Origin of the sequence: Agrobacterium sp. YIC 4121 (genome assembly GCF_002008205.1) — a bacterium.
Lineage (GTDB): Bacteria > Pseudomonadota > Alphaproteobacteria > Rhizobiales > Rhizobiaceae > Agrobacterium > Agrobacterium leguminum.
On record NZ_MRDI01000027.1, the window covers coordinates 102,328 to 124,785 of the forward strand.

Below are 22,458 nucleotides of genomic sequence, written 5' to 3' on the forward strand. Positions count from 1 at the left end.
CAAACTGTATGGCGGTTTGCGGTCGCGACATGCACGGGCAAAATGTCAGAAGGACAGCGTATCGCCGGCCTTCGGCGTGTGGACGCGCGCTTGCGCCCCTTCCATGCCGGCCACGAACTTCTCCGGCGTCTGGTCGATGATCGGGAAGGAACCGTAATGGCAGGGAATGACATTGCCGAAATTGAAGAAGCGCTGGCATGCGAGCGCGGCGACGGCTCCGCCCATGGTGAAGCGGTCACCGATCGGCACAAGGCCGATATCCGGCTGATGCAGTTCATTGATGAGTTTCATGTCGGAAAAGATGTCGGTATCGCCCATGTGATAGACGGCCGGGCCATCTTCGAAATGCAGCATCAGACCGTTGGCATTGCCGAGCGAATGGGAGACGCCGTCTTCGGTGATCTGGGCGGAGGAATGCAGCGCATTGGTGAAGGTGACGGAAAAACCATCGAAATGCACCGTGCCGCCGGTATTGCCCATATCGACCTTCGCGACGCCCTTGGCGGAAAGCCAGGCGGCAAGATCGGCATTGGCAAGAACGGTCGCGCCGGTTTCGCGGGCAAGCTGGACGGTATCGCCGACATGGTCGCCATGGCCGTGGGTCAGGAGAATATGGGTGATGCCTTCGGCTGCCGACTTTCCATCCTGTCCGACAAAACCGGGGTTACCGGTGAAGAACGGATCGATGAGTATCTTCGCGCTGCCGTTTTCGAGGCGGAAGGCGGAATGGCCGAGCCAGGTGATTTTCATGGGAAGTTCTCCTTTGTATTGCCGGTATATTATGACATAGGACGGCCTGAACAACCGCACTACCAATATTTAAGAGAGGCGACCATGGCCGCAAATGATGACGAGTACGTGTATGACGAGGCGACCGGTGAATGGCGACCGGCCTCCGAGCTGGCAGCAGAAGCGGCGCGTACGAATGAAGTGCGCGATGCGGCGGGCAATGTGCTGGCGGATGGCGATTCCGTCACCCTCATCAAGGATTTGAAGGTCAAGGGCACCAGCACGGTCATCAAGCAGGGCACCGTCATCAAGTCGATCCGCCTGACCGATAATCCGGAAGAGATCGATTGCAAACATGATGCGGTGAAGGGGCTGGTGCTGCGCACCGAATTCGTCCGCAAACGATAAGGACAACACGCCACATGGCAACACTCACCATTGAGGAACTGGCGCAGGCGCTTCAGCCGGGACAGGCGATTGCCGGCCTCGACCTTGGCACGAAGACGATCGGGCTTGCCATGTCGGACCTGTCGCGGCGTTTCGCAACGCCGCGCCCCGTCATCAAACGGGTGAAATTCACGCAGGATGCGGAAGTGCTGCTGGCCTTTGCCGAAAAGGAAAAAGTTTTCGCCTTCATCATCGGCCTGCCGATGAACATGGATGGTTCGGCCGGTCCCCGCGTGCAGGCGACGCGCGCCTTTGTGCGGACGATGGGCGAAAAAACCGCCCTGCCCTTCATTTTCTGGGATGAGCGGCTTTCGACGGTCGCGGCCGAGCGCGCATTGCTGGAAATGGACGTCTCACGCGCAAAGCGGGCCGAACGCATCGATTCAGCCGCCGCGAGCTTCATTCTTCAGGGCGCGCTGGACAGGCTTTCCGCACTCACCCGCGCGGCCGACTGACGGCCCTGCCACCAGGCCGCAATCTGCTTTCTCTTGCGGAAGGCGAGAATCGCAAAAACGATCAGGCTGTCGACGGCAATGGCGCGTGCCACCAGGGGCGGCAGGCTTTCCGGCGGCAGGCCGAGAATATTGCCGTAAATCTCGAACACCAGATCATGGGTCTGGCGTGTGAGCATGTAGAAGCCGAAGCTCATGTCGTAATAGGAAAGCCAGTACCAGCTGCCCAGCAGCGCAACGGGACCGGCCCAGAGGATCAGAAACCACTTCATGCCGCCTGCCCCCGCACAAACATCGTATCGGGAACGCCGGCAAGCACCGCCCAGCGCACCACGGCCATAAGGCAGAGGTTCAGCGCCGGCGCGTCGATATCCAACGGCAGCATCACAAAAAACGTCATCATGACGCCTAAAGCTGTCCAGCGGCTCACTTGCGGCTCCCTTATGCGCAGTCATTGCGCATGGTTAACATTTCGTTAATCACACTGGACCGGCAGCCATGGCGAGGCAAATGAAAGCTGTCATTATGGTTAACGACGGCGGCCGGCATGTGGATAAAAACGTGATCGCGTGGACGGCCGGATGCGCCGCGCGTTTGCCGGCCCGATGAAAACATGACTGATTTTTCTTTAATGCGCAGGTCCAGGCGCGACTGTCTTCCGCCTGCGAAACCGGTTCAGCCGTAAACGCCGCGCACCAGCCTTTTGACGGCAGTGGCTATCTTGTCCCAGTCCCGGTCTGATTTCAGCGGTACGCCAGCGAACTGACCGCTGGTCGCAGCGGAAATGACGAGGTGCTGAATGGCAGCGAACAGTACGGCATTGACCGCCGCTGTATCCACACCCTTCGGCGCCGCCAGCGAACCGCGCATCCGCTCCAGCCACTTGCCCAGCGATTTGGCGCGGGCTTCGGCAAGCTGTCTCACCTGCGGTGAACCGTCAGACACTTCCCAGGCAATGATCTTGCAGACGAGAGGATCGCTGCGTAGCGCATCCATGAAATAAAGCGCCAGCTTTTCCATGAGGTCGCCATAGGTCAAAAGGAACATGCCGCCGGTATCTTCCGGAATGCGATCCTTCACCCAGGAACCGAGGTCCTCGCCGATCGCCTCGATCAGGCCATCGAGGCCGCCGAAATAACGGTAGATGAGCTGCTTGTCGCAGCCGGCGCGGCGGGCAACGGCATTGATGCCAAAACCCTGAAATCCCTCTTCGGCAAGCAGCGACCGCGCCGCATTAAAAATCGCCTTCTCGGTCTGAGCGCGATCCTTGATGCGCTTTTCCGGTCTGTCGGCTGAAATCGCCTCTGCGGTCGCCAGCATGATTCCCTACCCGTGTTTTGAAAGGCCTCTCTCAACGGGTTAACAAAGCATGAAGGGAAGAACAACGTGGCGGGGCGGATGGACGGAAGGTTTTTGTGGATGAAGGTGACACCATGCGTTTTCAGCCGCTGACATCTCCATAGTCAACCGGGAGATGCCGCTCGATCTCCATGGAATCATGAAGAATGCGACCGATGCCCACCAAATCGGGATTCAACACGCGATAAAGCAGCAGATGCCTCGGATATTTAACCAGGCCGGTTTCACCTCTCGCCCTCTCCCGGCTGTAACGGAGATGGTAGCTGCGTACATCGTCTGCCACTTCCGGGCGGAGACTTGTTCCGGTGCGAAACGGATCCCGCGCAACATCACGCAGCGCCGTGACAAGCAATTTTTCGTAGCGTTTTCTCGCTGCGACCCCAAATGTCGCGTGGGTCCATCCAAGAATTTCAATAATGTCCGATTGCGCGGCTTCGGACAGACGATACTTCGTCATGCCTTATCAGATTTGGCAAGGCGCGCTTCAGCGTCGCGCCCGAGAGCGGAAATGAAGTCGTCGAGATCATCCTCCGCCACATCCGTAAAACGGCCTTGATCAAGGTCTGCGAAGCCCTGTTGCGCCGCCACCCTCAAGGCTTCCAATCTGGTCACCTCAAGGCGCTCGCGCCTTTCAATCAATCGTAAGCCCTCGCGCAGCACTTCGCTGGCATTTTGATAGCGGCCAGATTTAACGAGTTCGTCTATGATCTCTTCGTGATGCTGTGTCAGAACGACGTTACGCGTCGGCATCAGAGCCTCCACCAGATATTAGCGACGTCCAACAATACCACCGATTGGCATAATCTGCCAATATTACTCCAGCGCCATGCCGAACCATACGCTGCCCGGCGTTTCGTGGCTTTCAAGGCGTTTGAACCCGCGGGTTTCCCAGAAGCGCATGCCCGCATGGTTGCGTTCGCTGGCGCCGAGGTGGATGCCGTAGACGTTGTTCTGTCTCGCCATATCGAGCCAGCGCGACAGAAGCCGGGTGCCGCCGCCCTTGCCCTGCGTGCGCGGCAGGAGGTTCATGTGGATATGGGCCGGAAACGGATCGGTGAGCCAGGCGGGTGTGCGGCGCGGATGGTGGATGAACTGGGCGCGGCGCTGGTCGGCGTCCCATGTCTGCTGGTCGCCGCCGGGATCGGGATAAAGGCTGCGCAGATGCGGCCACCATTCCCGCTCCAGCCGCTCTTCGTGCACCGCCGTATCGAGTGCGCCGACGATATAACCGCACACACCTTCCTCATCCTCCGCCACGAAAACGGCATCGGGCCAGAGATGCAGATAGGGGACGGAATAGATATGCCCGACCATGCGGCCGTCATTGTAAAGGGCGGTGGCGTCCTGCCCGGCATCGCCGGTTGCAAGGCTTATGGCGTAGAGCGCGTCTTCATCCTCGGCGCGGGCGGAACGGAAGGTCAGCATTGGCAGCCGCCTTCCCTTGCCGCGCATCGATGCGCGAAAGTGTCACGACAGATCAGAACACGCTTTACGCCATTGCTGTTTTTCAAATCCGAGACCCCTCCCGCCGGGACTGCAAAACCTTCATCCGCAAGCATCGGTCAAGATGCAGGCGGATAAAGAAGATCGATTATATAATTCGGATCGAAGCGGGAATCGAGCATGCCGTAAGTATGCCGCCAGCCGCCCGCGAGACGGGTCTCGAGGAAGGCATCGGCAATCTTGCCGGCGCCGAGACGGCAAAGCTCGGCGGCAGCGGCCGCAAGCGCGAACTGCTCCACCAGCAGGCGGGCCGCTCCCTCGTCACGTTCGGCAAGGGCGATTGCGGCGCGCAGCACGTCGGTGGTCTTTTTGCCGGCTGCACCCAGATCGCGCTCCAGCGTCTGGAAGACGAGATCGAACAGATCCTTGCCGCGCTGGAGAACCCGCAGCACATCCAGCGCCATGACGTTGCCGGAGCCTTCCCAGATGGCGTTGACGGGCGCTTCGCGATAGTGGCGGGCAATCGGCCGCTCTTCCACGTAACCGTTGCCGCCAAGGCACTCCATGGCCTCATAGATAAGCGCCGGCGCAATCTTGCAGCACCAGTATTTCACGATGGGCGTCATCACCCGCGCATAGGCGGCCTCGGCCGGATTGTTGCGGGCGGCGTCGAATGCGGTCGCCAGCCGGAAGGAGAGCGCAGTGGCCGCCGCCACATCCAGTGCCATGTCGGCGAGAACACGCGTCATGATCGGCTGTGTGACCAGCATCTTGCCGAAAACAGAACGGCCTCGGGCATAATGCACGGCTTCGGCTAGCGAGGCGCGCATCATGCCGGCGGAGGCAAGCGCGCAATCGAGCCGCGTCAGCGTCACCATGTCGAGGATCGTACGGATGCCGCTGCCGGGATCGCCCAGCAGATAACCGAAGGCATCGGTGAATTCGACTTCGGCGGATGCGTTGGAGCGGTTGCCGAGCTTGTCCTTGAGGCGCTGGAAATGCAGGCCGTTCTTTGAGCCATCCTCCAGATAACGCGGCACGAGGAAGCAGCCCATGCCGTCGCCCATCTGGGCGAGCATGACGAAACCGTCGCTCATCGGCGCGGAGAGGAACCACTTGTGACCGGACAGGCGATAGATGCCCTCGCCCACCCGCTCCGCCGTGGTGCGGTTGGCGCGCACATCCGTGCCGCCCTGTTTTTCCGTCATGCCCATGCCAATGGTGACGGCGGTTTTCTGCAGGGCCGGTTTCTGCGAGGAATCATATTTGCGCGAGAGAATCTTCGGCGCCCATTCCTTCTGCACGCGCGGCGAAGCCATGATGGCGGCGACGGAGGCGCTGGTCATGGTGAGCGGGCAAAGATGCCCGGCCTCAAGCTGCGAGGTCAGGTAGAATTTCGTGGCGCGGGCCTTGTGCTCATTGCCGCGCGTATCGGGAGAATTTTCCCAGACGCTGGAATGCAGGCCTGACGACATGGAACGGCGCATCAGCGCGTGCCAGGCGGGGTGGAACTCCACCTGATCCAGACGCTCGCCACGCGGGCCGTGGGTATGCAGCTGCGGCACGCCCCGATTGGCCATGCGCGCCAGCTCCTGCGCCTCATGCGACGTGACGTAGCGGCCGAGCTGGTCGAACTCATCCCTTAGATTGCGCGACAGTCCGGAAGTGAGGTCGACGATCAGCGGATCGGAACGATAGGCGTTGATACCGGACCAGAGGCTTGGCTGGTTCAGTTCGGCGAGCGTTTCTTCTGTCCGGGAATTCTGGGTCATCCGCTGCTTCTAGCTGTTTTGTACTGGCGTTGCATAGTGGGGTGATATTGCATAATTCCACCCGCAGGAAGCGATTGAGGCGATTAAACCGCCGCTTTCAGCATTTTTCGGGAATGTCCCTGATTTAGATATCCGGCCCGGCGAATAACAAACACGTTTCCGGCAAGATCAACGACAGTCCCCAAAAAAGCCGCGCAGAAGTTGCGGCAGCAACCGGCGGGCATGCGGATAAACGCATTCTCCATAATCTGCGACCTGACGTGGAACCTGCGGCATGCTTTTTCGGTTGGCGACTTTGCTGAACGGCTGCACAGGGAGGAGACCATGGAGGCCAGCGTAAGAAGGCTCTTCGAGCGATATGAGCGATTTTTCAATAAGTCTCTCAAGGGTGACATGGATATGGAGGAGGTCGCCTCCCTCTACGCCTCCGACTTCATCGCCGCCTCCCCCGCCGGGGTGATGACCGGAAAGAACGATGACCACTTGAAGCAGGTGATGATGAAGAGCTACGAGCGCTACCGGACGATCGGAACGAAGGAAATGCGGATACGCGACATCCGTATCTCGCCCATCGACGATCATCATTGCCTCGCCCATGTTGCCTGGACGGCGACCTTTGATCGCAAGCGGCAACCGGATGTCGCAATCGATTTCGATGTTCATTACTTCGTCCAGAGGCTGGACGGGGCGCCGAAAGTTTTCGGCTGGGCGTCAGGAGACGAGCAGGCGCTTTTGAAGGAGCATGGCATCGTCTGATGCCTGCGCCTTCCATCATCGGGCTGTTTGCCCTCGAGGGTTGGGGAAAGATCGCCATGTTTTCATTTCAGGAGTTGCGGGCGCTTGCCCCGCGACCATGCAGTCTCTATAGAGCGCAGGACCGAATTCCGCCGCACTCCTGAGGCGTGTTCACAGCGAATGGGAGCGCACGGATCAGCATTCGGGCGTTCCGGGCATTTTCACGGGAAAATGCGGCGCCCGTCAGGAGGCAAACCGCATGGTCTTCTTCCCCCATCGCCATCTCCTCGGCATCAAGGGGCTTTCCCATCAGGATATTACCCTGCTTCTCGACAAGGCCGACGAGGCGGTGAAAATCAGCCGCCAGCGCGAGAAAAAGACCTCGACGCTTCGGGGCCTGACGCAGATCAACCTGTTCTTCGAAGCCTCGACGCGCACGCAGTCCTCCTTCGAGCTTGCCGGAAAGCGCCTTGGTGCAGACGTGATGAACATGTCGGTCGGCAATTCCTCGGTGAAGAAGGGCGAAACGCTGATCGACACGGCGATGACGCTGAACGCCATGCGCCCGGACGTGCTGGTCGTGCGCCATTCTTCCGCCGGTGCGGCAGCGCTTCTAGCGCAAAAGGTCGCCTGCTCCGTCGTCAATGCCGGCGACGGCCAGCATGAGCATCCGACGCAGGCGTTGCTCGACGCACTGACCATCCGCCGCGCGAAGGGCGAACTGTCCGGCATTACGGTGGCGATCTGCGGGGACGTGCTGCATTCACGCGTCGCCCGCTCCAACATCATCCTGCTCAACCAGATGGGTGCGCGCGTTCGCGTCGTGGCCCCCGCCACGCTTCTTCCTTCCGGTATCCGCGACATGAGCGTCGAAGTATTCCACGACATGAAGGAAGGACTGAAGAACGCCGATGTGGTGATGATGCTGCGCCTGCAGCGCGAGCGTATGTCCGGCTCCTTCGTGCCTTCGGTGCGCGAATATTTCCATTATTACGGTCTGGATGCCGAAAAGCTGAAAGCGGCGAAGGAGGATGCGCTGGTCATGCATCCCGGCCCGATGAACCGCGGCGTGGAAATCGCCTCCGACGTGGCCGACGGTCCGCAGAGCGTGATCGAAAGCCAGGTGGAAATGGGGGTTGCCGTGCGCATGGCGGTCATGGAAACCCTGCTTGTCTCGCAAAATCAGGGTGAGCGCGTATGAGTGCCGTTACCGTTCTCAACAATCTCCGCATCGTCGATCCATCCCGGAATCTCGACGAGACCGGCAGTGTGATCATCGGCGCTGATGGCACCATTCTGGCGGCAGGTAAGGATGCGCATAATCAGGGCGCTCCCGAAGGGGCGACCGTTCGCGACTGCAAGGGTCTGCTGGCTGTTCCCGGTCTGGTGGACGCCCGTGTTTTCGTGGGTGAGCCTGGTGCCGAACACCGCGAAACCATCGAATCCGCCTCGCGCGCAGCAGCAGCCGGCGGCGTCACCAGCATCATCGTCATGCCCGATACCGATCCTGTTATCGATGACATCGCGCTGGTCGAATATGTGAAAAAGACGGCGCGCGACAAGGCGCTCGTCAACGTGCATCCTGCAGCAGCCCTGACCAAGGGTCTGAATGGCGAGGAAATGACCGAATTCGGCATGCTGAAGGAAGCCGGCGCGGTGGCCTTCACCAATGGCCGCAAGGCGCTTTCCGATACGCTGGTGCTACGCCGCGCCATGACCTATGCGCGCGAGCTGGGCGCAGTGATCGCGCTCGAGACACGCGACAAATATATCGGCGGCGGTGACATGAACGAGGGGCTTTTCGCAAGCTGGCTCGGGCTGTCGGGCGTTCCGAAGGAAGCCGAAATCATCCCGCTGGAGCGCGACCTGCGCATTTCCGGGCTGACACAGGCGATCTACCACGCCGCCAAGATTTCCGTGCCCGAATCCGCGGAAGCGATCCGCGTTGCGCGGCAGCGGGGCGTCAAAGCCACCTGCGGCATCTCGATCAACCATCTGACGCTCAACGAGAACGATATCGGCGAATACCGCACCTTCTTCAAGCTTTCGCCGCCGCTGCGCGCCGAAGATGACCGTAAGGCCATGGTGGAGGCACTGAAGGACGGCACCATCGACATTATTGTCTCCTCGCACGACCCGCAGGATGTCGACACCAAGCGGCTGCCGTTTTCGGATGCGGCGAGCGGCGCGGTCGGGCTTGAAACCCTGCTGGCGGCGGCGCTGCGCCTGCACCACAGCGACGAAGTTCCGCTGATGCGGCTGATCGATGCGCTCTCCACCCGCCCGGCCAAGATTTTCGGACTGGATGCCGGAACGCTGAAGGCGGGCGCGAAGGCGGATATCACGCTGATCGACCTCGACGAGCCATGGCTCGTGGCAAAGGAGCAGCTGGTCTCGAAATCCAAGAACACCCCGTTCGAGGATGCCCGTTTCAGCGGCCGCGCGGTTGCCACTTATGTGGCTGGCAAAGCCGTTCATTCCTTGGCATAAGATCACCGACAGAGATCACGCGGCCAGCGCGACAGAGGGGACGTTTGAATGAGTGCTTTGACTGACTGGCAGACGGCGCCTGCCCTTCTCGCGCTTGCAGCGCTGATCGGCTATCTGTTCGGTTCCATTCCCTTCGGCCTCATTCTTACCCGCATGGCGGGGCTGGGTGACGTGCGCAAGATCGGCTCCGGCAATATCGGCGCGACCAATGTGCTGCGCACGGGCAACAAGAAGCTCGCCGCCGCAACCCTGCTGCTGGACGCGCTGAAGGGCACGGCGGCGGTGTTGGTCGCCAATGCGCTCTGGGGTTACGAAGCGTCGCTGGTCGCCGGTTTCTTCGCCTTCCTCGGCCACCTGTTTCCGGTGTGGCTCGGCTTCAAGGGCGGCAAGGGTGTGGCAACCTATATCGGCGTGCTTTTGGGGGCCGCACCGCTGATGATGCTGGCCTTTGCGCTCATCTGGCTCGCAACCGCCTTCATCACCCGCTACTCGTCGCTGTCGGCGCTTTTGGCCATGCTGGTCATTCCCGTCGCCCTCTGGGTGCTCGGACCTGAAAAGACGGCTCTGCTGGTTACGCTGCTGAGTGCGACTTCATGGTGGAAGCACCGCGAGAACATCGCGCGCCTGCTGGCGGGCACTGAAAGCAGGATCGGGCAAAAGGGCTGAGGCCCATTTAAGGATGTGCCATGCCGCATGAGGAAACGACACGGCAGGGCATAGAGCTTTCCGCGCGGCAGCGGGTCGCGTGGCTGAGGCTCATCCGCAGCGACAATATCGGCCCCGTCACCTTCCGCGAACTCATCAATCATTTCGGCAGCGCCGAAAAGGCGCTCGATGCCCTGCCCGAGCTTTCAAGGCGCGGCGGCTCGTCGCGCAGTCCGCGCATCGCGACGCAAGCGGAGGCGGAACGCGAGATCGAGACCGCGGAGAAATTCGGCGCGCGTTTCGTCGGCATCGGCGAGCCCGATTACCCACCTGCCCTACGGCAGCTGGATGGCGCGCCGCCGCTGATCGCCATGAAAGGATCGGCAGCGACCGCGACAAGACCGAGCATCGGCATCGTCGGTTCGCGCAACGCCTCCATCAACGGCGCGAAATTCGCCGCCATGCTGGCGCGCGATTGCGGCCGCGCCGGCTATAGCATCGCTTCGGGGCTGGCGCGCGGCATCGATGCGGCCGCACACCGGGCAAGCCTTGCAACCGGCACGGTTGCCATGCTGGCCGGCGGTCTCGACCGCCCCTACCCGCAGGAAAATTTCGGGCTTTTGCAGGAGATATATGACCAGGGCGGCGCGACGATCAGCGAAATGCCCTTTGGCTGGGAACCGCGCGCCCGCGATTTTCCCCGCCGCAACCGATTGATCGCCGGCGTCTCCCTCGGTGTCGTCATCGTCGAAGCGGCGGAGCGCTCCGGTTCGCTGATAACGGCAAGGCTTGCCGGAGAAGCGGGGCGGCTCGTTTTCGCCGTACCCGGCTCCCCGCTCGATGCCCGCTGCGAGGGCACCAACCGGCTGATCAAGGAAGGCGCGATGCTGACCACGGGCGCGGCCGATATTCTGGAAGCGCTGCGGCCGCTGATGGAGCCGCAATTGCCCTATGAACGCAAGATCGAGGAACCGAGATCCGACACGGAGATGTCACCACCAGGGGACGACGAGCGCAGCATCATCGCCGCCGCTCTCGGTCCCTCGCCTGTGGAAACGGACGATATCATCCGTCACACAGGTTTTTCCGCTGCAACCGTTCACCTGGTGCTGCTGGAGCTTGATATCGCCGGACGTCTAAACCGGCATGCCGGGGGGCGTGTGTCGCTCTTCATCGCGGATTGACAGCTTGCGCCGTCCGCTCTGGATATCGCCGACTTCGACATAGGCCATCTCGATCAGATAACACAGCATGTCGGCCCCCTCACGGCTTGCGACCTGCCTCAGTTCCGCGAGCATCTGGCGAATGTAAGCCAAGTTCTCTCTGGTCCCTTCATTATCGGCATTATTGTTTGTTGCGTTGGGGACCATATATCTATCCTGCAAAATTTGCCTGAAACGAAGAGCAATAAGTCGATTCAAATGATGTTGCCCATCATAACCAATTTACCAAAGATTGCAATACAACAATAGATTATCCATAGGTTGCAATCACCTTGAAGCGATAAAATCGGCCTTGCCTCTTGACCCGCGCGCATTACCTGTCCATGTCGAAATATAAAGAAGGCGAATTGCGGCATTGCGCCGTGACCCGGCCACGTTAACGGACCAGTTCCAGAGAAAAACAATATGAATGTCGTCGTCGTAGAATCTCCTGCCAAAGCCAAGACGATCAACAAGTATCTTGGCTCGGGCTACAAGGTTCTTGCATCCTTTGGCCACGTCAGAGACCTCCCTGCCAAGGACGGATCGGTGCTGCCCGACCAGGATTTCGAAATGTCCTGGGAGGTCGACAGCGCATCCGCCAAGCGCATGAAGGATATTGCCGATGCGGTAAAATCCTCCGACGGCCTCATTCTCGCCACCGACCCGGATCGCGAAGGCGAGGCCATTTCCTGGCACGTTCTCGATCTTTTGAAGAAGAAGCGCGTCCTCGGCGACAAGCCCGTAAAACGTGTGGTCTTCAACGCCATCACCAAAAAGGCCGTGCTGGACGCCATGGCGAACCCGCGCGACATCGATGTGCCGCTGGTCGACGCCTATCTCGCCCGCCGCGCGCTGGATTATCTCGTCGGCTTCAATCTGTCGCCCGTGCTGTGGCGCAAGCTGCCCGGCGCGCGTTCCGCCGGCCGCGTTCAGTCGGTTGCGCTGCGCCTGGTCTGCGACCGCGAATCCGAGATCGAGCGTTTCGTCTCTGAGGAATACTGGAACATCAGCGCGCTTCTGAAGACACCGCGCGGTGACGAGTTCGAAGCCAAGCTGGTGTCGGCCGATGGCAAGCGCCTGCAAAGCCGCTCGATCAAGACCGGAGACGATGCGAACCGGCTGAAGGCGCTGCTGGAAGGCGCGAGCTATGTGGTCGAAAGCGTCGAGGCGAAACCGGTCAAGCGCAATCCCGGCCCACCCTTCACCACTTCGACGCTGCAGCAGGCGGCCTCCTCGCGCATGGGCTTTTCCGCCTCGCGCACCATGCAGGTGGCGCAGAAGCTTTACGAAGGCATCGACATCGGCGGCGAGACTGTCGGTCTGATCACCTATATGCGTACCGACGGCGTGCAGATGGCCCCGGAAGCGATCGATGCCGCCCGCCGCGCCATTGGCGAGCAGTTCGGTGGCCGTTACGTGCCGGAAAAGGCGCGTTTCTATTCCACCAAGGCCAAGAACGCCCAGGAAGCGCACGAGGCGATCCGCCCGACCGATTTCAACCGCACGCCGGATCAGGTGAAGCGTTACCTCGATCCCGATCAGCTGCGTCTCTATGACCTGATCTGGAAGCGCGGCATAGCGAGCCAGATGGCCTCGGCCGAAATCGAGCGGACCACGGTGGAAATCCTCGCCAGCAATGGCAGCGAAAAGGCAGGCCTGCGCGCCGTCGGCTCTGTCATCCGCTTCGACGGCTTCATCGCCGCCTATACCGACCAGAAAGAAGATGGCGAGCAGAGCGATGACGGTGACGACGAAGGCCGTCTGCCGCCGATCAACGAGCGCGAGAACCTCGCCAAGCAGAAGATCAATGCCAGCCAGCACTTCACCGAGCCGCCGCCACGTTATTCGGAAGCTTCGCTGATCAAGAAGATGGAAGAACTCGGCATCGGCCGTCCGTCCACCTATGCGGCGACGCTGAAGACGCTGAGCGACCGCGAATATATCGTCGTCGACAAGCGCAAGCTGGTGCCGCATTCGCGCGGCCGGCTGGTGACGGCTTTCCTCGAAAGCTTCTTTACCAAATACGTCGAATACGACTTCACCGCCGCGCTTGAAGAAAAGCTCGACCGGATTTCCGCCGGCGAACTGGACTGGAAGCAGGTGCTGCGCGATTTCTGGAAGGATTTCTTCGCGCAGATCGAAGACACCAAGGAACTGCGTGTCACCAACGTTCTGGATGCGCTGAACGAGGTTCTGGCGCCGCTGGTCTTCCCCAAGCGCGAGGACGGTTCCGATCCGCGCATCTGTCAGGTTTGCGGCACCGGCAATCTTTCGCTGAAGCTCGGCAAATACGGCGCTTTCGTCGGTTGCTCCAACTATCCGGAATGCAACTATACCCGCCAGTTGACCTCGGACGGTTCGGAAGCGGAAGCTGCCGCATCGAACGAGCCGAAGGCGCTGGGTGCCGATCCGATGACCGGCGAGGAGCTGACGCTGCGCTCCGGCCGTTTCGGGCCCTATATCCAGCGTGGCGACGGCAAGGAGGCCAAACGCTCCTCGCTGCCCAAGGGCTGGAAGCCTGAGGATATCGACCACGAAAAGGCGCTGGCGCTCATCAACCTGCCGCGCGATATCGGCAAGCATCCGGAAACCGGCAAGATGATTTCCGCCGGCCTCGGCCGCTACGGGCCGTTCCTGCTGCATGACGGTTCCTATGCGAACCTCGAAAGCATCGAGGACGTGTTCTCTATCGGCCTCAACCGTGCCGTGACTGTCATTGCCGAAAAGCAGAGCAAGGGACCGGGTCGCGGCCGCAGCGGCACGCCCGCGGCGCTGAAGGAGCTGGGCGACCACCCCGATGGCGGCGCGATCACCGTTCGCGACGGGCGTTATGGCGCTTACGTCAACTGGGGCAAGGTCAACGCCACCATTCCGAAGGGGCAGGACCCGGCTTCGGTGACGCTGGACGAGGCGCTGGTGCTGATCGCCGAGCGCATCGCCAAGACGGGCACCGGCGGCAAGCCTGCCAAGGGCAGGAAGACAACTGCCAAGAAGGCCGATGGTGACGCCGCAGCAAAGCCCAAGGCGACCAAGGCCAAGGCGGCAACGAAGAGCAAGACGGCCGCCAAGCCGAAGGCAGCGGCCAAACCCAAGAAGGCAGCAGAGTGAGCAAAGCGCCGCGTCAGAGACAGGGTTCCGCCAGCGACGGTTTCGGACGCACCGGGCGCGGCAAGCGGGTCAGTGAAGGTGAAGGCATCATCCATGGCGAGGTGCCGTCCCGCGAGGTGCTGCTGAAATTCATCGCCGACCATCCGCAACAGGCCTCCAAGCGGGAAATCGCCAAGGCTTTCGGGCTGAAAGGCGAGAACCGCGTCGTTCTCAAAGCGCTGCTGAAAGAGCTTGAAGCCGACGGCATGGTGCAGAAGAGCCGCAAGTCGCTGACGCGGCCGGGCGGCCTGCCGCCGGTCACGGTTCTCGATATCACCACCCGTGACAAGGACGGCGAATTGATCGGCCGGCCGGCGGAATGGCCCGAGGATCAGGGCGCGGCGCCGGCCGTGCTCATCCGCCAGTCATCGCAGGATCGCGGCAAGAAGGCCCCGGCGGCGGGTCTTGGCGACCGCATTCTGGCGAAAATCTTCCCCTCCAAGGAAAGCTCCGGCCCGGCCTATACGGCCCGCGTCGTAAAGCTGATCGACCGCCGGCAGAATGCTCTGCTCGGCGTGTTCAAGGAGACGGCCGGCGGCGGCGGACGGCTGATGCCGATCGACCGGCGCGGTGAGGAAATGGTCATCGACCCCGATGGCGTCGGCGATGCCAAGGACGGCGATCTGATCGAGGTGGAAACCTCGCGCAACAGCGGCCGTTACGGGCTGACGCGCGCCAAGGTGCTGTCGGTCATCGGCTCCGTTGCCTCGGAAAAGGCGATCTCGATGATCGCGATCCATTCCCACGGCATTCCGCATATCTTTCCCTCGAACGTTCTTGCCGAGGCGGATGCCGCCAAGGCGGCCAGCATGTCGCACCGCGAGGACTGGCGCGACCTGCCGCTCATCACCATCGATCCGGCCGACGCCAAGGACCATGACGATGCGGTCTATGCCGAGCCCGACACTTCGCCCGACAATCCTGACGGTGTCATCGTCACCGTCGCCATTGCCGATGTCTCCTGGTATGTGCGTTCCGGTTCGCCGCTGGACCGCGAAGCGCTGAAACGCGGCAACTCGGTCTATTTCCCCGACCGCGTCGTGCCGATGCTGCCGGAGCGCATTTCCAACGATCTCTGCTCGCTGAAGGAAGGCGTCGACCGCCCTGCCCTTGCGGTGCGGATGACCTTCTCTAAGGAAGGGCGCAAGGCCGGCCATACCTTCCATCGCATCATGATGAAGAGCGCTGCGAAGCTCTCCTACCAGCAGGCTCAGGCCGCCATTGACGGCAAGCCCGACGATAAGACCGGACCGCTGCTGGAGCCGATCCTCAAGCCCCTGTGGCACGCCTATGAGGTGATGAAGCGAGGCCGTGACCGGCGCCAGCCGTTGGAACTTGACATGCCCGAGCGCAAGATCAAGCTGCGCCCCGATGGTACCGTCGACGCGGTCGTAATTCCCGAACGGCTGGACGCCCACAAGCTGATCGAGGAAATGATGATCCAGGCGAATGTCGCCGCCGCCGAGACGCTGGAAAAGAAGAAGCAGCCGCTGGTCTATCGCGTCCACGATGCGCCCACGCTTTCCAAGCAGGAGGTGCTGCGCGAATTCCTCGGCACCATCGGCATTTCCATGGCCAAGGGTGCGGCCATGCGCGCCAATTCCTTCAACGGCATTCTGGCCCGCGCGCTCGATACACCGCACCAGATCATGGTCAACGAGATGGTGCTGCGCAGCCAGAGCCAGGCGATCTACAGCCCGGAGAATATCGGCCATTTCGGCCTCAACCTGATGAAATATGCGCATTTCACCTCGCCGATCCGCCGTTATGCCGACCTCATCGTGCATCGCGCGCTGGTCGGGTCGCTTGGCCTCGGCGAAGGCGGCATCACACCGCAGGAAGAGGCGACGCTGGATAACATCGCCGCTGAAATCTCGACCTTCGAGCGGCGCGCCATGGCAGCAGAGCGCGATACCGTCAACCGGCTGATCGCGCATCATCTTTCCGAACGGGTGGGTGAAGAATTCGAGGGCCGCGTCGGCGGTGTCACCAAGGCGGGACTTTTTGTCGCGCTTCCGCAATTTGGCGCGGACGGTTTTGTTCCTATATCTACACTCGGAACCGATTATTTCCTTTACGATGAGGCCCATCAGGCCCTGACAGGAGAGAAGACGGGCCTCGGATACCAGCTTGGCGATACGGTTCAGGTGCGGCTTGCGGAAGCGGTGCCTTTGGCAGGCGCGCTTCGTTTCGATATGCTGAGCCCGGGGCGCAAGATGCCGGTCGGCTCGCGGTCGTTCCACAAGGCAGGCCGGCGAACGTCGCGTTCTGCCGCAAAGCCCGGGACGCGGCCGCCCAGAAGGCGACGGTAACAAGACCGCTGCAGGCGGTTCAAAAACGGGAGAAGGACTTAAGGATGAGTGCACATCAGGGCTCGGAAACAGTCACCTTCGGAGACGATAGCGCGGAACGGCCGCTTGGCCGCTCGATCATGCGGGGAATGGCCAATCGCTGTCCTGCGTGCGGCAGCGGACGCCTGTTCCGGGCCTTTCTGAAGCCGGTGGATGCCTGTGCCGCCTGCGGCGAAGAAATGCACCACCACCGGTCCGATGACCTGCCGCCCTATATTTCCATCGTCATCATCGGCCATATCGCCGTCGGCGGTTTCATGATGACCGATATGGTGTTTTCCGTTCCCATGTGGGTGCATTTCGCCATCTGGGTGCCGATCACCGTTCTCGCCGCACTTTTGACGCTGCAACCCATCAAGGGCGGCGTCATCGGCCTGCAATGGGCGCTGAAGATGCACGGCTTCGACCGAAAACAGCAAAAAGCGCAGATCGACGGCTCGTCTCACTGACGGCGGGCGGGACCTTGCAGGTGACTCAGCTTCCCCGGCGTGCCGAAACGGCGAGCGCGCCCATGCGGCCGCGCGACGCCGCCTCCATCATTCTTTTCGACCGCTCCGGCTCGCAGGTCAGGGTACTGATGGGCCAGCGCAGCAGCGCTCATGTCTTCATGCCGGGCGCCTATGTGTTTCCCGGCGGCAAACGCGATCCGCGCGACCATGCGCTGCCCTTTTCGGGCGATCTGCATCCCGCCGTCCTCCACAGCCTCACCGCCTCCGCGGCGCGGCGGCTGAGCGCTGCTGGCGCGAGAGCTCTGGCGCTTGCCGCCGCGCGCGAACTTTTCGAGGAAACCGGTGTGGATCTCGGCTTGAGCACCAGGGGCCCCGATCTTTCCCGTTTCCGATATGTGGCCCGCGCTATCACCCCACCCGGCAATGTGCGGCGCTACGACACGCGATTCTTCTGCTGTTATGCCGACGAATTGCGGCTGGATACCCGGCTAACCCGTGATTCTGACGAGTTGCACAATGTGCAATGGCTTGACATGACAGACCTTTCCGGTCTGAACATGCCGAAAATCACGCGCACGGTTCTCGAAGATGTCACAAAACTCATGATAGGTGATCCCTCATTGCCCTTTGAAAGCCCCGCGCGGCTCTATGTCACGCGCCACGGCCGGTTCATTCGAGACTTTGTATAAAGGCCGTCATGTCACAAATGAAATGCGAAGAAGCGGACGCCATTCACTGGCCCTCACTGATCGCCGCCATTTCCGCCATCAGTGCGGTCGGTGTCGCCATCGGCCTTGGCCTTCCGCTCCTGTCGATCATCCTTGAGAAGCGCGGCATCTCTTCCACCATGATCGGGGTGAATTCGGCCATGGCCGGCGTCGCGGCGATGATGGCGGCCCCCGTGACCACCAAGATCGCCCATGATTTCGGCGTGGCGCGAACCATGCTGTTCGCAGTCGTCATTTCGGCGCTGAGCGCGCTCGGTTTTTATTTCGCCGAGGCCTTCTGGATGTGGTTTCCGCTGCGAATCGTTTTCCATGGCGCCACCACTACGCTTTTCATTCTCTCCGAATACTGGATCAACATGACCGCGCCGCCCAGAAAACGCGGCATGGTTCTCGGCATCTACGCCACCGGCCTTGCGGTCGGTTTCGCGGTCGGTCCGCTGCTGTTTTCCGTGGTCGGCAGCGAAGGCATATTGCCGTTTCTGGTCGGCGCGGCGATCATCCTGCTCGCCGCGATCCCGATCTTCATGGCGCGCGGCGAAAGCCCGGAGCTGGACGAAGGACCGAACCACCATTTCGTCCGTTATGTTTGGCTGGTGCCCATGGCGTCCGCGGCGGCCTTCGTCTTTGGCTCGGTGCAGGCCGGCGGCCTTTCGCTGTTTCCGATCTATGCGACGCGGGAGGGCTTCAACGAATCGCAGGCAGCGCTTCTCCTCACCGTGATGGGCATCGGCAATATGGTCTTCCAGATACCGATCGGCCTGCTTTCGGACCGGATGAAGGACCGGCGGACGATGCTGGGGCTGATGGCCTTTGCCGGCGTCTGCGGCACGCTGGCGCTGCCTTTCCTGGTGGAAAGCTGGCTTCTGGTGGCGGCCCTGCTGCTGTTCTGGGGCGGGCTGGTCTCCGGCATGTATACTGTAGGCCTCACCCATCTCGGATCGCGCCTGAAAGGCGCCGATCTGGTCGCCGCCAATGCCGCCTTCATCTTCTGTTACGCCGTCGGCACGATTGCGGGGCCGCAGGCCGTGGGCATTTCCATGGACCTTGCCGGAACCGACGGCTTTGCCTGGTCGCTGGCGGTATTTTTCGGGCTTTACGTGGTGCTTTATATCGTCCGTTTTGTTTTCCGGGCAAAACAGGCTTGACTTTTCAGGCGCGATACGTAGTTTCGCGCCAGATTTAGCCGAGGTGAGAAGCGCCTGCGGCTTCTCTTTTGTTTAAAGGCAGGACGACCATGGCGAAAGCTACAACAATCAAGATCAAGCTGCTGTCGACAGCCGACACCGGTACCTTCTACGTCACCACCAAGAACAGCCGTACGTTCACGGACAAGATGACGAAGACGAAGTACGACCCGGTTGTACGCAAGCACGTTGAATTCAAGGAAACCAAGATCAAGTAATTTCTTGATCGGTCTCCGACAAAAGCGCGCCCAACGGGCGCGTTTTTTGTTTGTGCCGAAGGAAGAGGCTGCCATCAGCCTTGTCGCGCCCAGAGGCGTTCCAGACGGCCAATAAGGCCCGCCTCCCCGCTCCCCGGAAATTGCCGCCGTCACTGGCAAAGCGCGCGAGCAGCCATGGGTAAGTCCGACCATATGGCCTGACGCCCCACCCGCCGCCGCAATCATTCAGATGCTCGGAAGAAGTATCCCAAGGGCTACACATCCGCCCCTGCCCCGTATCACGACCTCGCACATGACGTGAACGGAGACGACCGTATAAGCCGCTAAGCTGCGACACGCGCATCACGAACAGGCAGTTCCGGAAGAAGGCGGTCGGCCAACGATGCGATTACGGCACGAGGAACCGATTCGGACATCGTCAGCCGACCGACCCCACGATTCAGGAGATGCGGCGGACCTGAGCATCATGGGGCATTCAAACTACGCAATACCAGCCCCTGACGAGCGAAATCGCGACGGCTAAAGCCGCTATCATTCATCATCACAAGACGGATAAACCGCCGGAAGAACTGTTACTCTCAATAGGAGTGTGCGCAGAAGTAAAATAAAAATCAACAAATTCTTAAGCCAGAGATACATCACCTGGGAAGCATGGTTAAGTATACAAAGCTGGTACACTATAGTTGCCGAAGAGATTGAATTCAACGTATTTTTCAACTTGAACTCTATTTATATCGTCAATCTGCATCTTTTCATTGCAAAGCGATAAAATACGTCCAAGGTCAATGGCTTGCAGTCTTGCGACGGCCGCCCCGTATTCCCGAACAACTATTTCGCCGAGATATGACGGAGAGATTGCGCAATATTTTATGCAATCTGACGCTCAAGCAGCGGCAGCAACGACGCGGTTGCGGCCGGCGTGTTTCGCCTCGTAGAGCGCCTTGTCCGCCTGCTTCAGGATTTCGTCCGGCGCGCCGAAGGCGCCGCTGCTGGTGGCGATGCCGAGGGAGGCGGTGATGCTCAATTCCCGGTCGATGGAACGAACATAAAAAGGCTTGTCCTCGACTATCGCCCGCAGGCGCTCGGCGACGCTTGCCGCAAGCTCCATCGGCGTATCGGGCATGACGACGACGAACTCCTCCCCGCCATAACGGCAGGCGAGATCCGCGCCGCGCACCGTGCTGCGGATGCGCGCTGCAAATTCCCGCAGCACTTCATCGCCGACATCGTGACCATAGGTGTCATTGACCAGCTTGAAGCGGTCTATATCCGTCATGCAGATGGAGATCGGACGGCCGCGAACGGCGGCACGGTCGAAGAGTATCTTCAGGTGGTTGTCGAGGTAACGGCGATTGTTGAGACCGGTCAGCCCGTCGACAATGGCGAGTTCCATCGTGTGCTGGAGATTGAGCCGCAGATGTTCGTTGTAGCGCTTGCGCCTGATCTGCGTCAGCGACCGGGCGACGAGTTCGTTCGGATCGATCGGGCGGAGAATATAGTCATTCACGCCAAGATCAAGCGCCCGCGCCACCATATCGTCCGCCCCCTGCTCCGCCACCAGAAGAAGCGGCAGGAAACGGGTGCGTTCCAGTGAGCGAAGCTGCGAGCACAGCCGCAGCGGATCGTAATTCTCGAAATTGGAATTGACGATGACGAGCTCGAACGGATTACCCGCGGCCTTGAGCAAGGCCGCCTGCGGCTCGGTGACGGCATCGACCTCGGCAACCGGCTTCAGCGCCCGGACGATACGTTCCTGCGAGCTGGCGCGGCCATCCGCAACCAGCACGCGACCGGGTGTCTGCATCAGGCCATCGCTGCGCAGCATCTCCTCGATGCCGATCTGCCGTGCGGTTTCGGCACGCAGCCGCAATTCATCGCTGACGGCCTTGAGGCGCACGAGGCTTTTGACACGGGCGATGAGCTGAAGGTCATTCACCGGCTTGGTGAGAAAATCGTCGGCGCCAGCCTTTAGTCCGCGCACGCGGTCTGACGGCTGATCGAGCGCCGTGACCATCACCACCGGAATATGGGCGGTATTCGGATTGGCCTTCAGCCTTTCGCAGACCTCGAAACCATCCATGCCCGGCATCATGATATCCAGCAGGATGATATCGACCTGCTCTTCGTCGCAGATCGCCAACGCCTTGAAGCCATCCTCGGCGGTAACGACATCAAAATATTCCGCCAGAAGACGGGCTTCGAGAAGCTTCACATTGGCCGGAATATCGTCAACAACCAGAACTCTCGCCGTCATAACCGTTCCCCAGTCGCCTCACGCATCGCCCAGATAAGTCTTGATGACTTCGATGAACTTCGGAACGGAAATCGGCTTCGACACATAGGCCTCGCATCCGCCCTGGCGAATCCGTTCCTCATCGCCCTTCATGGCGAAAGCCGTGACCGCGATGACCGGAATGACATGCAGCTCGTCATCTTCTTTCAGCCATTTCGTCACTTCCAGCCCCGAAACTTCCGGAAGCTGGATATCCATGAGGATGAGGTCCGGGCGGTGCTTGCGGGCGAGATCGAGCGCTTCCATGCCGTTGCGCGTCTGGATGGTCGTATAACCGGACGCCTCGATCAGGTCGCGAAAGAGCTTCATGTTCAGCTCGTTGTCTTCGACTATCATGACCTGCTTGGGCATGGTGAGCAGTCCCCGTTTCGCTTTGAAACCTTCATCCAGACATATAAGTTGCCAGAGAACCGATTCCATCGTCCATTTGTTGCGCAAGGCTAGAGGGATTTGGTTTCAAAATAGGTAACTTCGGGGAAGAAATGCTGCGCGATACGAAAAACAAAGGCAATGCCGGCCAGGATCCGCAAGAAACGGCAGCCGCCATACTTGGCTGGCTGGCAAACGAGCCGGAAATGCTGGCGCGTTTTCTGGCGCTGAGCGGGTTGCAGGCCAATATGCTGCGCCAGGCCGTCAACGATCACGGCTTTCTTGCCGGCCTCACCGATTTTCTGATGAGCCATGAACCGGACCTGATGGCGTTTTGCGCCGCGACCGATACTTCCCCCGAAACAGTGGCGGCCGCCTGGCATCACTTTTCCGGGCCGGGGCTGGATTCAGGCGTGTATTGACGGGGTGCCCCCTTGAGCCG

At 60.6% G+C, this 22,458-nt stretch carries 25 protein-coding genes; 14 read left to right on the forward strand and 11 right to left on the reverse strand.

Going from position 1 to position 22,458, the window contains the following annotated elements:
• Positions 1-45: 45 nt before the first annotated feature.
• On the reverse strand, positions 46-750 hold the full coding sequence (locus BTE54_RS22105; RefSeq protein WP_065653963.1) for a metal-dependent hydrolase: 705 nt from the start codon (positions 748-750) through the stop codon (positions 46-48).
• 84 nt (positions 751-834) lie between these two features.
• Here BTE54_RS22105 and BTE54_RS22110 point away from each other — a divergent pair, with 84 nt between their 5' ends.
• Positions 835-1,137, forward strand: coding sequence for an alkylphosphonate utilization protein (locus tag BTE54_RS22110; RefSeq protein ID WP_065653964.1), 303 nt, complete (start codon positions 835-837; stop codon positions 1,135-1,137).
• Between the two features lie 14 nt (positions 1,138-1,151).
• A complete protein-coding gene (gene ruvX / locus BTE54_RS22115) occupies positions 1,152-1,631 on the forward strand; it encodes a Holliday junction resolvase RuvX (RefSeq protein WP_003521476.1) in 480 nt (159 codons plus the stop codon).
• On the opposite strand, the gene BTE54_RS22120 is transcribed toward ruvX, so the two are convergent.
• The 7 genes from BTE54_RS22120 to BTE54_RS22145 all read right to left on the reverse strand — a co-directional run bounded on the left by BTE54_RS22120 (position 1,583) and on the right by BTE54_RS22145 (position 6,202).
• Positions 1,583-1,900, reverse strand: a complete 318-nt coding sequence (locus tag BTE54_RS22120) for a DUF6105 family protein (RefSeq protein ID WP_003521478.1) — start codon at positions 1,898-1,900, stop codon at positions 1,583-1,585. The genes ruvX and BTE54_RS22120 overlap by 49 nt on opposite strands.
• Positions 1,897-2,031, reverse strand: coding sequence for a hypothetical protein (locus tag BTE54_RS25460; RefSeq protein ID WP_256366667.1), 135 nt, complete (start codon positions 2,029-2,031; stop codon positions 1,897-1,899). The genes BTE54_RS22120 and BTE54_RS25460 overlap by 4 nt, the downstream gene beginning before the upstream one ends.
• Before the next feature lie 272 nt (positions 2,032-2,303).
• On the reverse strand, positions 2,304-2,948 hold the full coding sequence (locus BTE54_RS22125) for a TetR/AcrR family transcriptional regulator (protein WP_003521480.1): 645 nt from the start codon (positions 2,946-2,948) through the stop codon (positions 2,304-2,306).
• Between the two features lie 121 nt (positions 2,949-3,069).
• The gene (locus BTE54_RS22130) at positions 3,070-3,444 is read right to left on the reverse strand and encodes a type II toxin-antitoxin system RelE/ParE family toxin (protein WP_078054002.1); all 375 of its coding nucleotides are present in this window, start codon (positions 3,442-3,444) and stop codon (positions 3,070-3,072) included.
• Positions 3,441-3,737, reverse strand: coding sequence for a type II toxin-antitoxin system ParD family antitoxin (locus BTE54_RS22135; RefSeq protein WP_059752717.1), 297 nt, complete (start codon positions 3,735-3,737; stop codon positions 3,441-3,443). Before BTE54_RS22135 ends, BTE54_RS22130 begins: the two co-directional genes overlap by 4 nt.
• A 63-nt stretch (positions 3,738-3,800) precedes the next feature.
• Positions 3,801-4,412, reverse strand: a complete 612-nt coding sequence (locus BTE54_RS22140) for a GNAT family N-acetyltransferase (protein ID WP_020808933.1) — start codon at positions 4,410-4,412, stop codon at positions 3,801-3,803.
• A 137-nt stretch (positions 4,413-4,549) separates the two neighbouring features.
• Positions 4,550-6,202, reverse strand: a complete 1,653-nt coding sequence (locus BTE54_RS22145; protein ID WP_078054003.1) for an acyl-CoA dehydrogenase family protein — start codon at positions 6,200-6,202, stop codon at positions 4,550-4,552.
• A gap of 324 nt (positions 6,203-6,526) precedes the next feature.
• Between BTE54_RS22145 and BTE54_RS22150 the strand changes: the two genes are divergently transcribed.
• From BTE54_RS22150 to dprA, 5 genes are all read left to right on the forward strand, one after another.
• Positions 6,527-6,958, forward strand: a complete 432-nt coding sequence (locus BTE54_RS22150; protein ID WP_065654794.1) for a hypothetical protein — start codon at positions 6,527-6,529, stop codon at positions 6,956-6,958.
• Between the two features lie 238 nt (positions 6,959-7,196).
• Positions 7,197-8,138 (forward strand): aspartate carbamoyltransferase catalytic subunit, encoded by a 942-nt coding sequence (locus BTE54_RS22155; RefSeq protein WP_003521487.1) that lies wholly within the window; start codon positions 7,197-7,199, stop codon positions 8,136-8,138.
• Positions 8,135-9,427: a dihydroorotase gene (locus BTE54_RS22160; protein ID WP_078054004.1), complete on the forward strand. Its 1,293-nt coding sequence runs from the start codon at positions 8,135-8,137 to the stop codon at positions 9,425-9,427. The genes BTE54_RS22155 and BTE54_RS22160 overlap by 4 nt, the downstream gene beginning before the upstream one ends.
• A 48-nt stretch (positions 9,428-9,475) precedes the next feature.
• Positions 9,476-10,093 carry a glycerol-3-phosphate 1-O-acyltransferase PlsY gene (gene plsY, locus BTE54_RS22165; RefSeq protein WP_198939206.1) on the forward strand — a complete coding sequence of 206 codons (618 nt, stop codon included), beginning with the start codon at positions 9,476-9,478 and terminating at the stop codon, positions 10,091-10,093.
• 20 nt (positions 10,094-10,113) lie between these two features.
• A complete protein-coding gene (gene dprA, locus BTE54_RS22170) occupies positions 10,114-11,256 on the forward strand; it encodes a DNA-processing protein DprA (RefSeq protein WP_065653972.1) in 1,143 nt (380 codons plus the stop codon).
• Here the strand turns inward: dprA and BTE54_RS22175 are convergent.
• Complete coding sequence (locus BTE54_RS22175) at positions 11,209-11,442, reverse strand: hypothetical protein (protein ID WP_003521491.1); 234 nt, start codon at positions 11,440-11,442, stop codon at positions 11,209-11,211. The genes dprA and BTE54_RS22175 overlap by 48 nt on opposite strands.
• 258 nt (positions 11,443-11,700) lie before the next feature.
• Between BTE54_RS22175 and topA the strand changes: the two genes are divergently transcribed.
• The 6 genes from topA to rpmG all read left to right on the forward strand — a co-directional run bounded on the left by topA (position 11,701) and on the right by rpmG (position 19,354).
• Complete coding sequence (gene topA / locus BTE54_RS22180) at positions 11,701-14,385, forward strand: type I DNA topoisomerase (protein WP_078054006.1); 2,685 nt, start codon at positions 11,701-11,703, stop codon at positions 14,383-14,385.
• On the forward strand, positions 14,382-16,736 hold the full coding sequence (gene rnr / locus BTE54_RS22185) for a ribonuclease R (protein ID WP_078054007.1): 2,355 nt from the start codon (positions 14,382-14,384) through the stop codon (positions 16,734-16,736). Before topA ends, rnr begins: the two co-directional genes overlap by 4 nt.
• A gap of 44 nt (positions 16,737-16,780) precedes the next feature.
• Positions 16,781-17,224, forward strand: coding sequence for a DUF983 domain-containing protein (locus tag BTE54_RS22190; RefSeq protein WP_020808926.1), 444 nt, complete (start codon positions 16,781-16,783; stop codon positions 17,222-17,224).
• Positions 17,225-17,286: 62 nt separating this feature from the next.
• Complete coding sequence (locus BTE54_RS22195) at positions 17,287-17,913, forward strand: NUDIX hydrolase (RefSeq protein WP_078054008.1); 627 nt, start codon at positions 17,287-17,289, stop codon at positions 17,911-17,913.
• A 17-nt stretch (positions 17,914-17,930) separates the two neighbouring features.
• Entirely contained in the window at positions 17,931-19,097 is a 1,167-nt protein-coding gene (locus tag BTE54_RS22200; RefSeq protein ID WP_161987842.1) for an MFS transporter, read from the forward strand.
• A gap of 89 nt (positions 19,098-19,186) precedes the next feature.
• Entirely contained in the window at positions 19,187-19,354 is a 168-nt protein-coding gene (gene rpmG / locus BTE54_RS22205) for a 50S ribosomal protein L33 (protein ID WP_003496403.1), read from the forward strand.
• A gap of 883 nt (positions 19,355-20,237) precedes the next feature.
• Here the strand turns inward: rpmG and BTE54_RS22210 are convergent.
• Complete coding sequence (locus BTE54_RS22210; protein ID WP_020810655.1) at positions 20,238-21,608, reverse strand: PleD family two-component system response regulator; 1,371 nt, start codon at positions 21,606-21,608, stop codon at positions 20,238-20,240.
• A gap of 18 nt (positions 21,609-21,626) precedes the next feature.
• On the reverse strand, positions 21,627-21,998 hold the full coding sequence (locus BTE54_RS22215) for a response regulator (RefSeq protein ID WP_003521498.1): 372 nt from the start codon (positions 21,996-21,998) through the stop codon (positions 21,627-21,629).
• Positions 21,999-22,129: 131 nt separating this feature from the next.
• Here BTE54_RS22215 and BTE54_RS22220 point away from each other — a divergent pair, with 131 nt between their 5' ends.
• A complete protein-coding gene (locus tag BTE54_RS22220; RefSeq protein WP_078054010.1) occupies positions 22,130-22,438 on the forward strand; it encodes a DUF3572 domain-containing protein in 309 nt (102 codons plus the stop codon).
• The last annotated feature ends 20 nt before the right edge of the window (positions 22,439-22,458 follow it).

Coding starts and splice junctions, on each gene's coding strand:
- BTE54_RS22190 (WP_020808926.1), top strand. CDS start 16,781: ATGAGTGCACATCAGGGCTCGGAAACAGTCACCTTCGGAGACGATAGC.
- BTE54_RS22130 (WP_078054002.1), bottom strand. CDS start 3,444: ATGACGAAGTATCGTCTGTCCGAAGCCGCGCAATCGGACATTATTGAA.
- BTE54_RS22175 (WP_003521491.1), bottom strand. CDS start 11,442: ATGGTCCCCAACGCAACAAACAATAATGCCGATAATGAAGGGACCAGA.
- dprA (WP_065653972.1), top strand. CDS start 10,114: ATGCCGCATGAGGAAACGACACGGCAGGGCATAGAGCTTTCCGCGCGG.
- BTE54_RS22125 (WP_003521480.1), bottom strand. CDS start 2,948: ATGCTGGCGACCGCAGAGGCGATTTCAGCCGACAGACCGGAAAAGCGC.
- ruvX (WP_003521476.1), top strand. CDS start 1,152: ATGGCAACACTCACCATTGAGGAACTGGCGCAGGCGCTTCAGCCGGGA.
- plsY (WP_198939206.1), top strand. CDS start 9,476: ATGAGTGCTTTGACTGACTGGCAGACGGCGCCTGCCCTTCTCGCGCTT.
- BTE54_RS22200 (WP_161987842.1), top strand. CDS start 17,931: ATGAAATGCGAAGAAGCGGACGCCATTCACTGGCCCTCACTGATCGCC.
- BTE54_RS22210 (WP_020810655.1), bottom strand. CDS start 21,608: ATGACGGCGAGAGTTCTGGTTGTTGACGATATTCCGGCCAATGTGAAG.
- BTE54_RS22140 (WP_020808933.1), bottom strand. CDS start 4,412: ATGCTGACCTTCCGTTCCGCCCGCGCCGAGGATGAAGACGCGCTCTAC.
- BTE54_RS22155 (WP_003521487.1), top strand. CDS start 7,197: ATGGTCTTCTTCCCCCATCGCCATCTCCTCGGCATCAAGGGGCTTTCC.
- BTE54_RS22160 (WP_078054004.1), top strand. CDS start 8,135: ATGAGTGCCGTTACCGTTCTCAACAATCTCCGCATCGTCGATCCATCC.
- BTE54_RS22220 (WP_078054010.1), top strand. CDS start 22,130: ATGCTGCGCGATACGAAAAACAAAGGCAATGCCGGCCAGGATCCGCAA.
- BTE54_RS22145 (WP_078054003.1), bottom strand. CDS start 6,202: ATGACCCAGAATTCCCGGACAGAAGAAACGCTCGCCGAACTGAACCAG.
- rpmG (WP_003496403.1), top strand. CDS start 19,187: ATGGCGAAAGCTACAACAATCAAGATCAAGCTGCTGTCGACAGCCGAC.
- topA (WP_078054006.1), top strand. CDS start 11,701: ATGAATGTCGTCGTCGTAGAATCTCCTGCCAAAGCCAAGACGATCAAC.
- BTE54_RS22105 (WP_065653963.1), bottom strand. CDS start 750: ATGAAAATCACCTGGCTCGGCCATTCCGCCTTCCGCCTCGAAAACGGC.
- BTE54_RS22110 (WP_065653964.1), top strand. CDS start 835: ATGGCCGCAAATGATGACGAGTACGTGTATGACGAGGCGACCGGTGAA.
- BTE54_RS22120 (WP_003521478.1), bottom strand. CDS start 1,900: ATGAAGTGGTTTCTGATCCTCTGGGCCGGTCCCGTTGCGCTGCTGGGC.
- BTE54_RS22215 (WP_003521498.1), bottom strand. CDS start 21,998: ATGCCCAAGCAGGTCATGATAGTCGAAGACAACGAGCTGAACATGAAG.
- BTE54_RS22135 (WP_059752717.1), bottom strand. CDS start 3,737: ATGCCGACGCGTAACGTCGTTCTGACACAGCATCACGAAGAGATCATA.
- BTE54_RS25460 (WP_256366667.1), bottom strand. CDS start 2,031: ATGATGACGTTTTTTGTGATGCTGCCGTTGGATATCGACGCGCCGGCG.
- BTE54_RS22150 (WP_065654794.1), top strand. CDS start 6,527: ATGGAGGCCAGCGTAAGAAGGCTCTTCGAGCGATATGAGCGATTTTTC.
- BTE54_RS22195 (WP_078054008.1), top strand. CDS start 17,287: ATGCGGCCGCGCGACGCCGCCTCCATCATTCTTTTCGACCGCTCCGGC.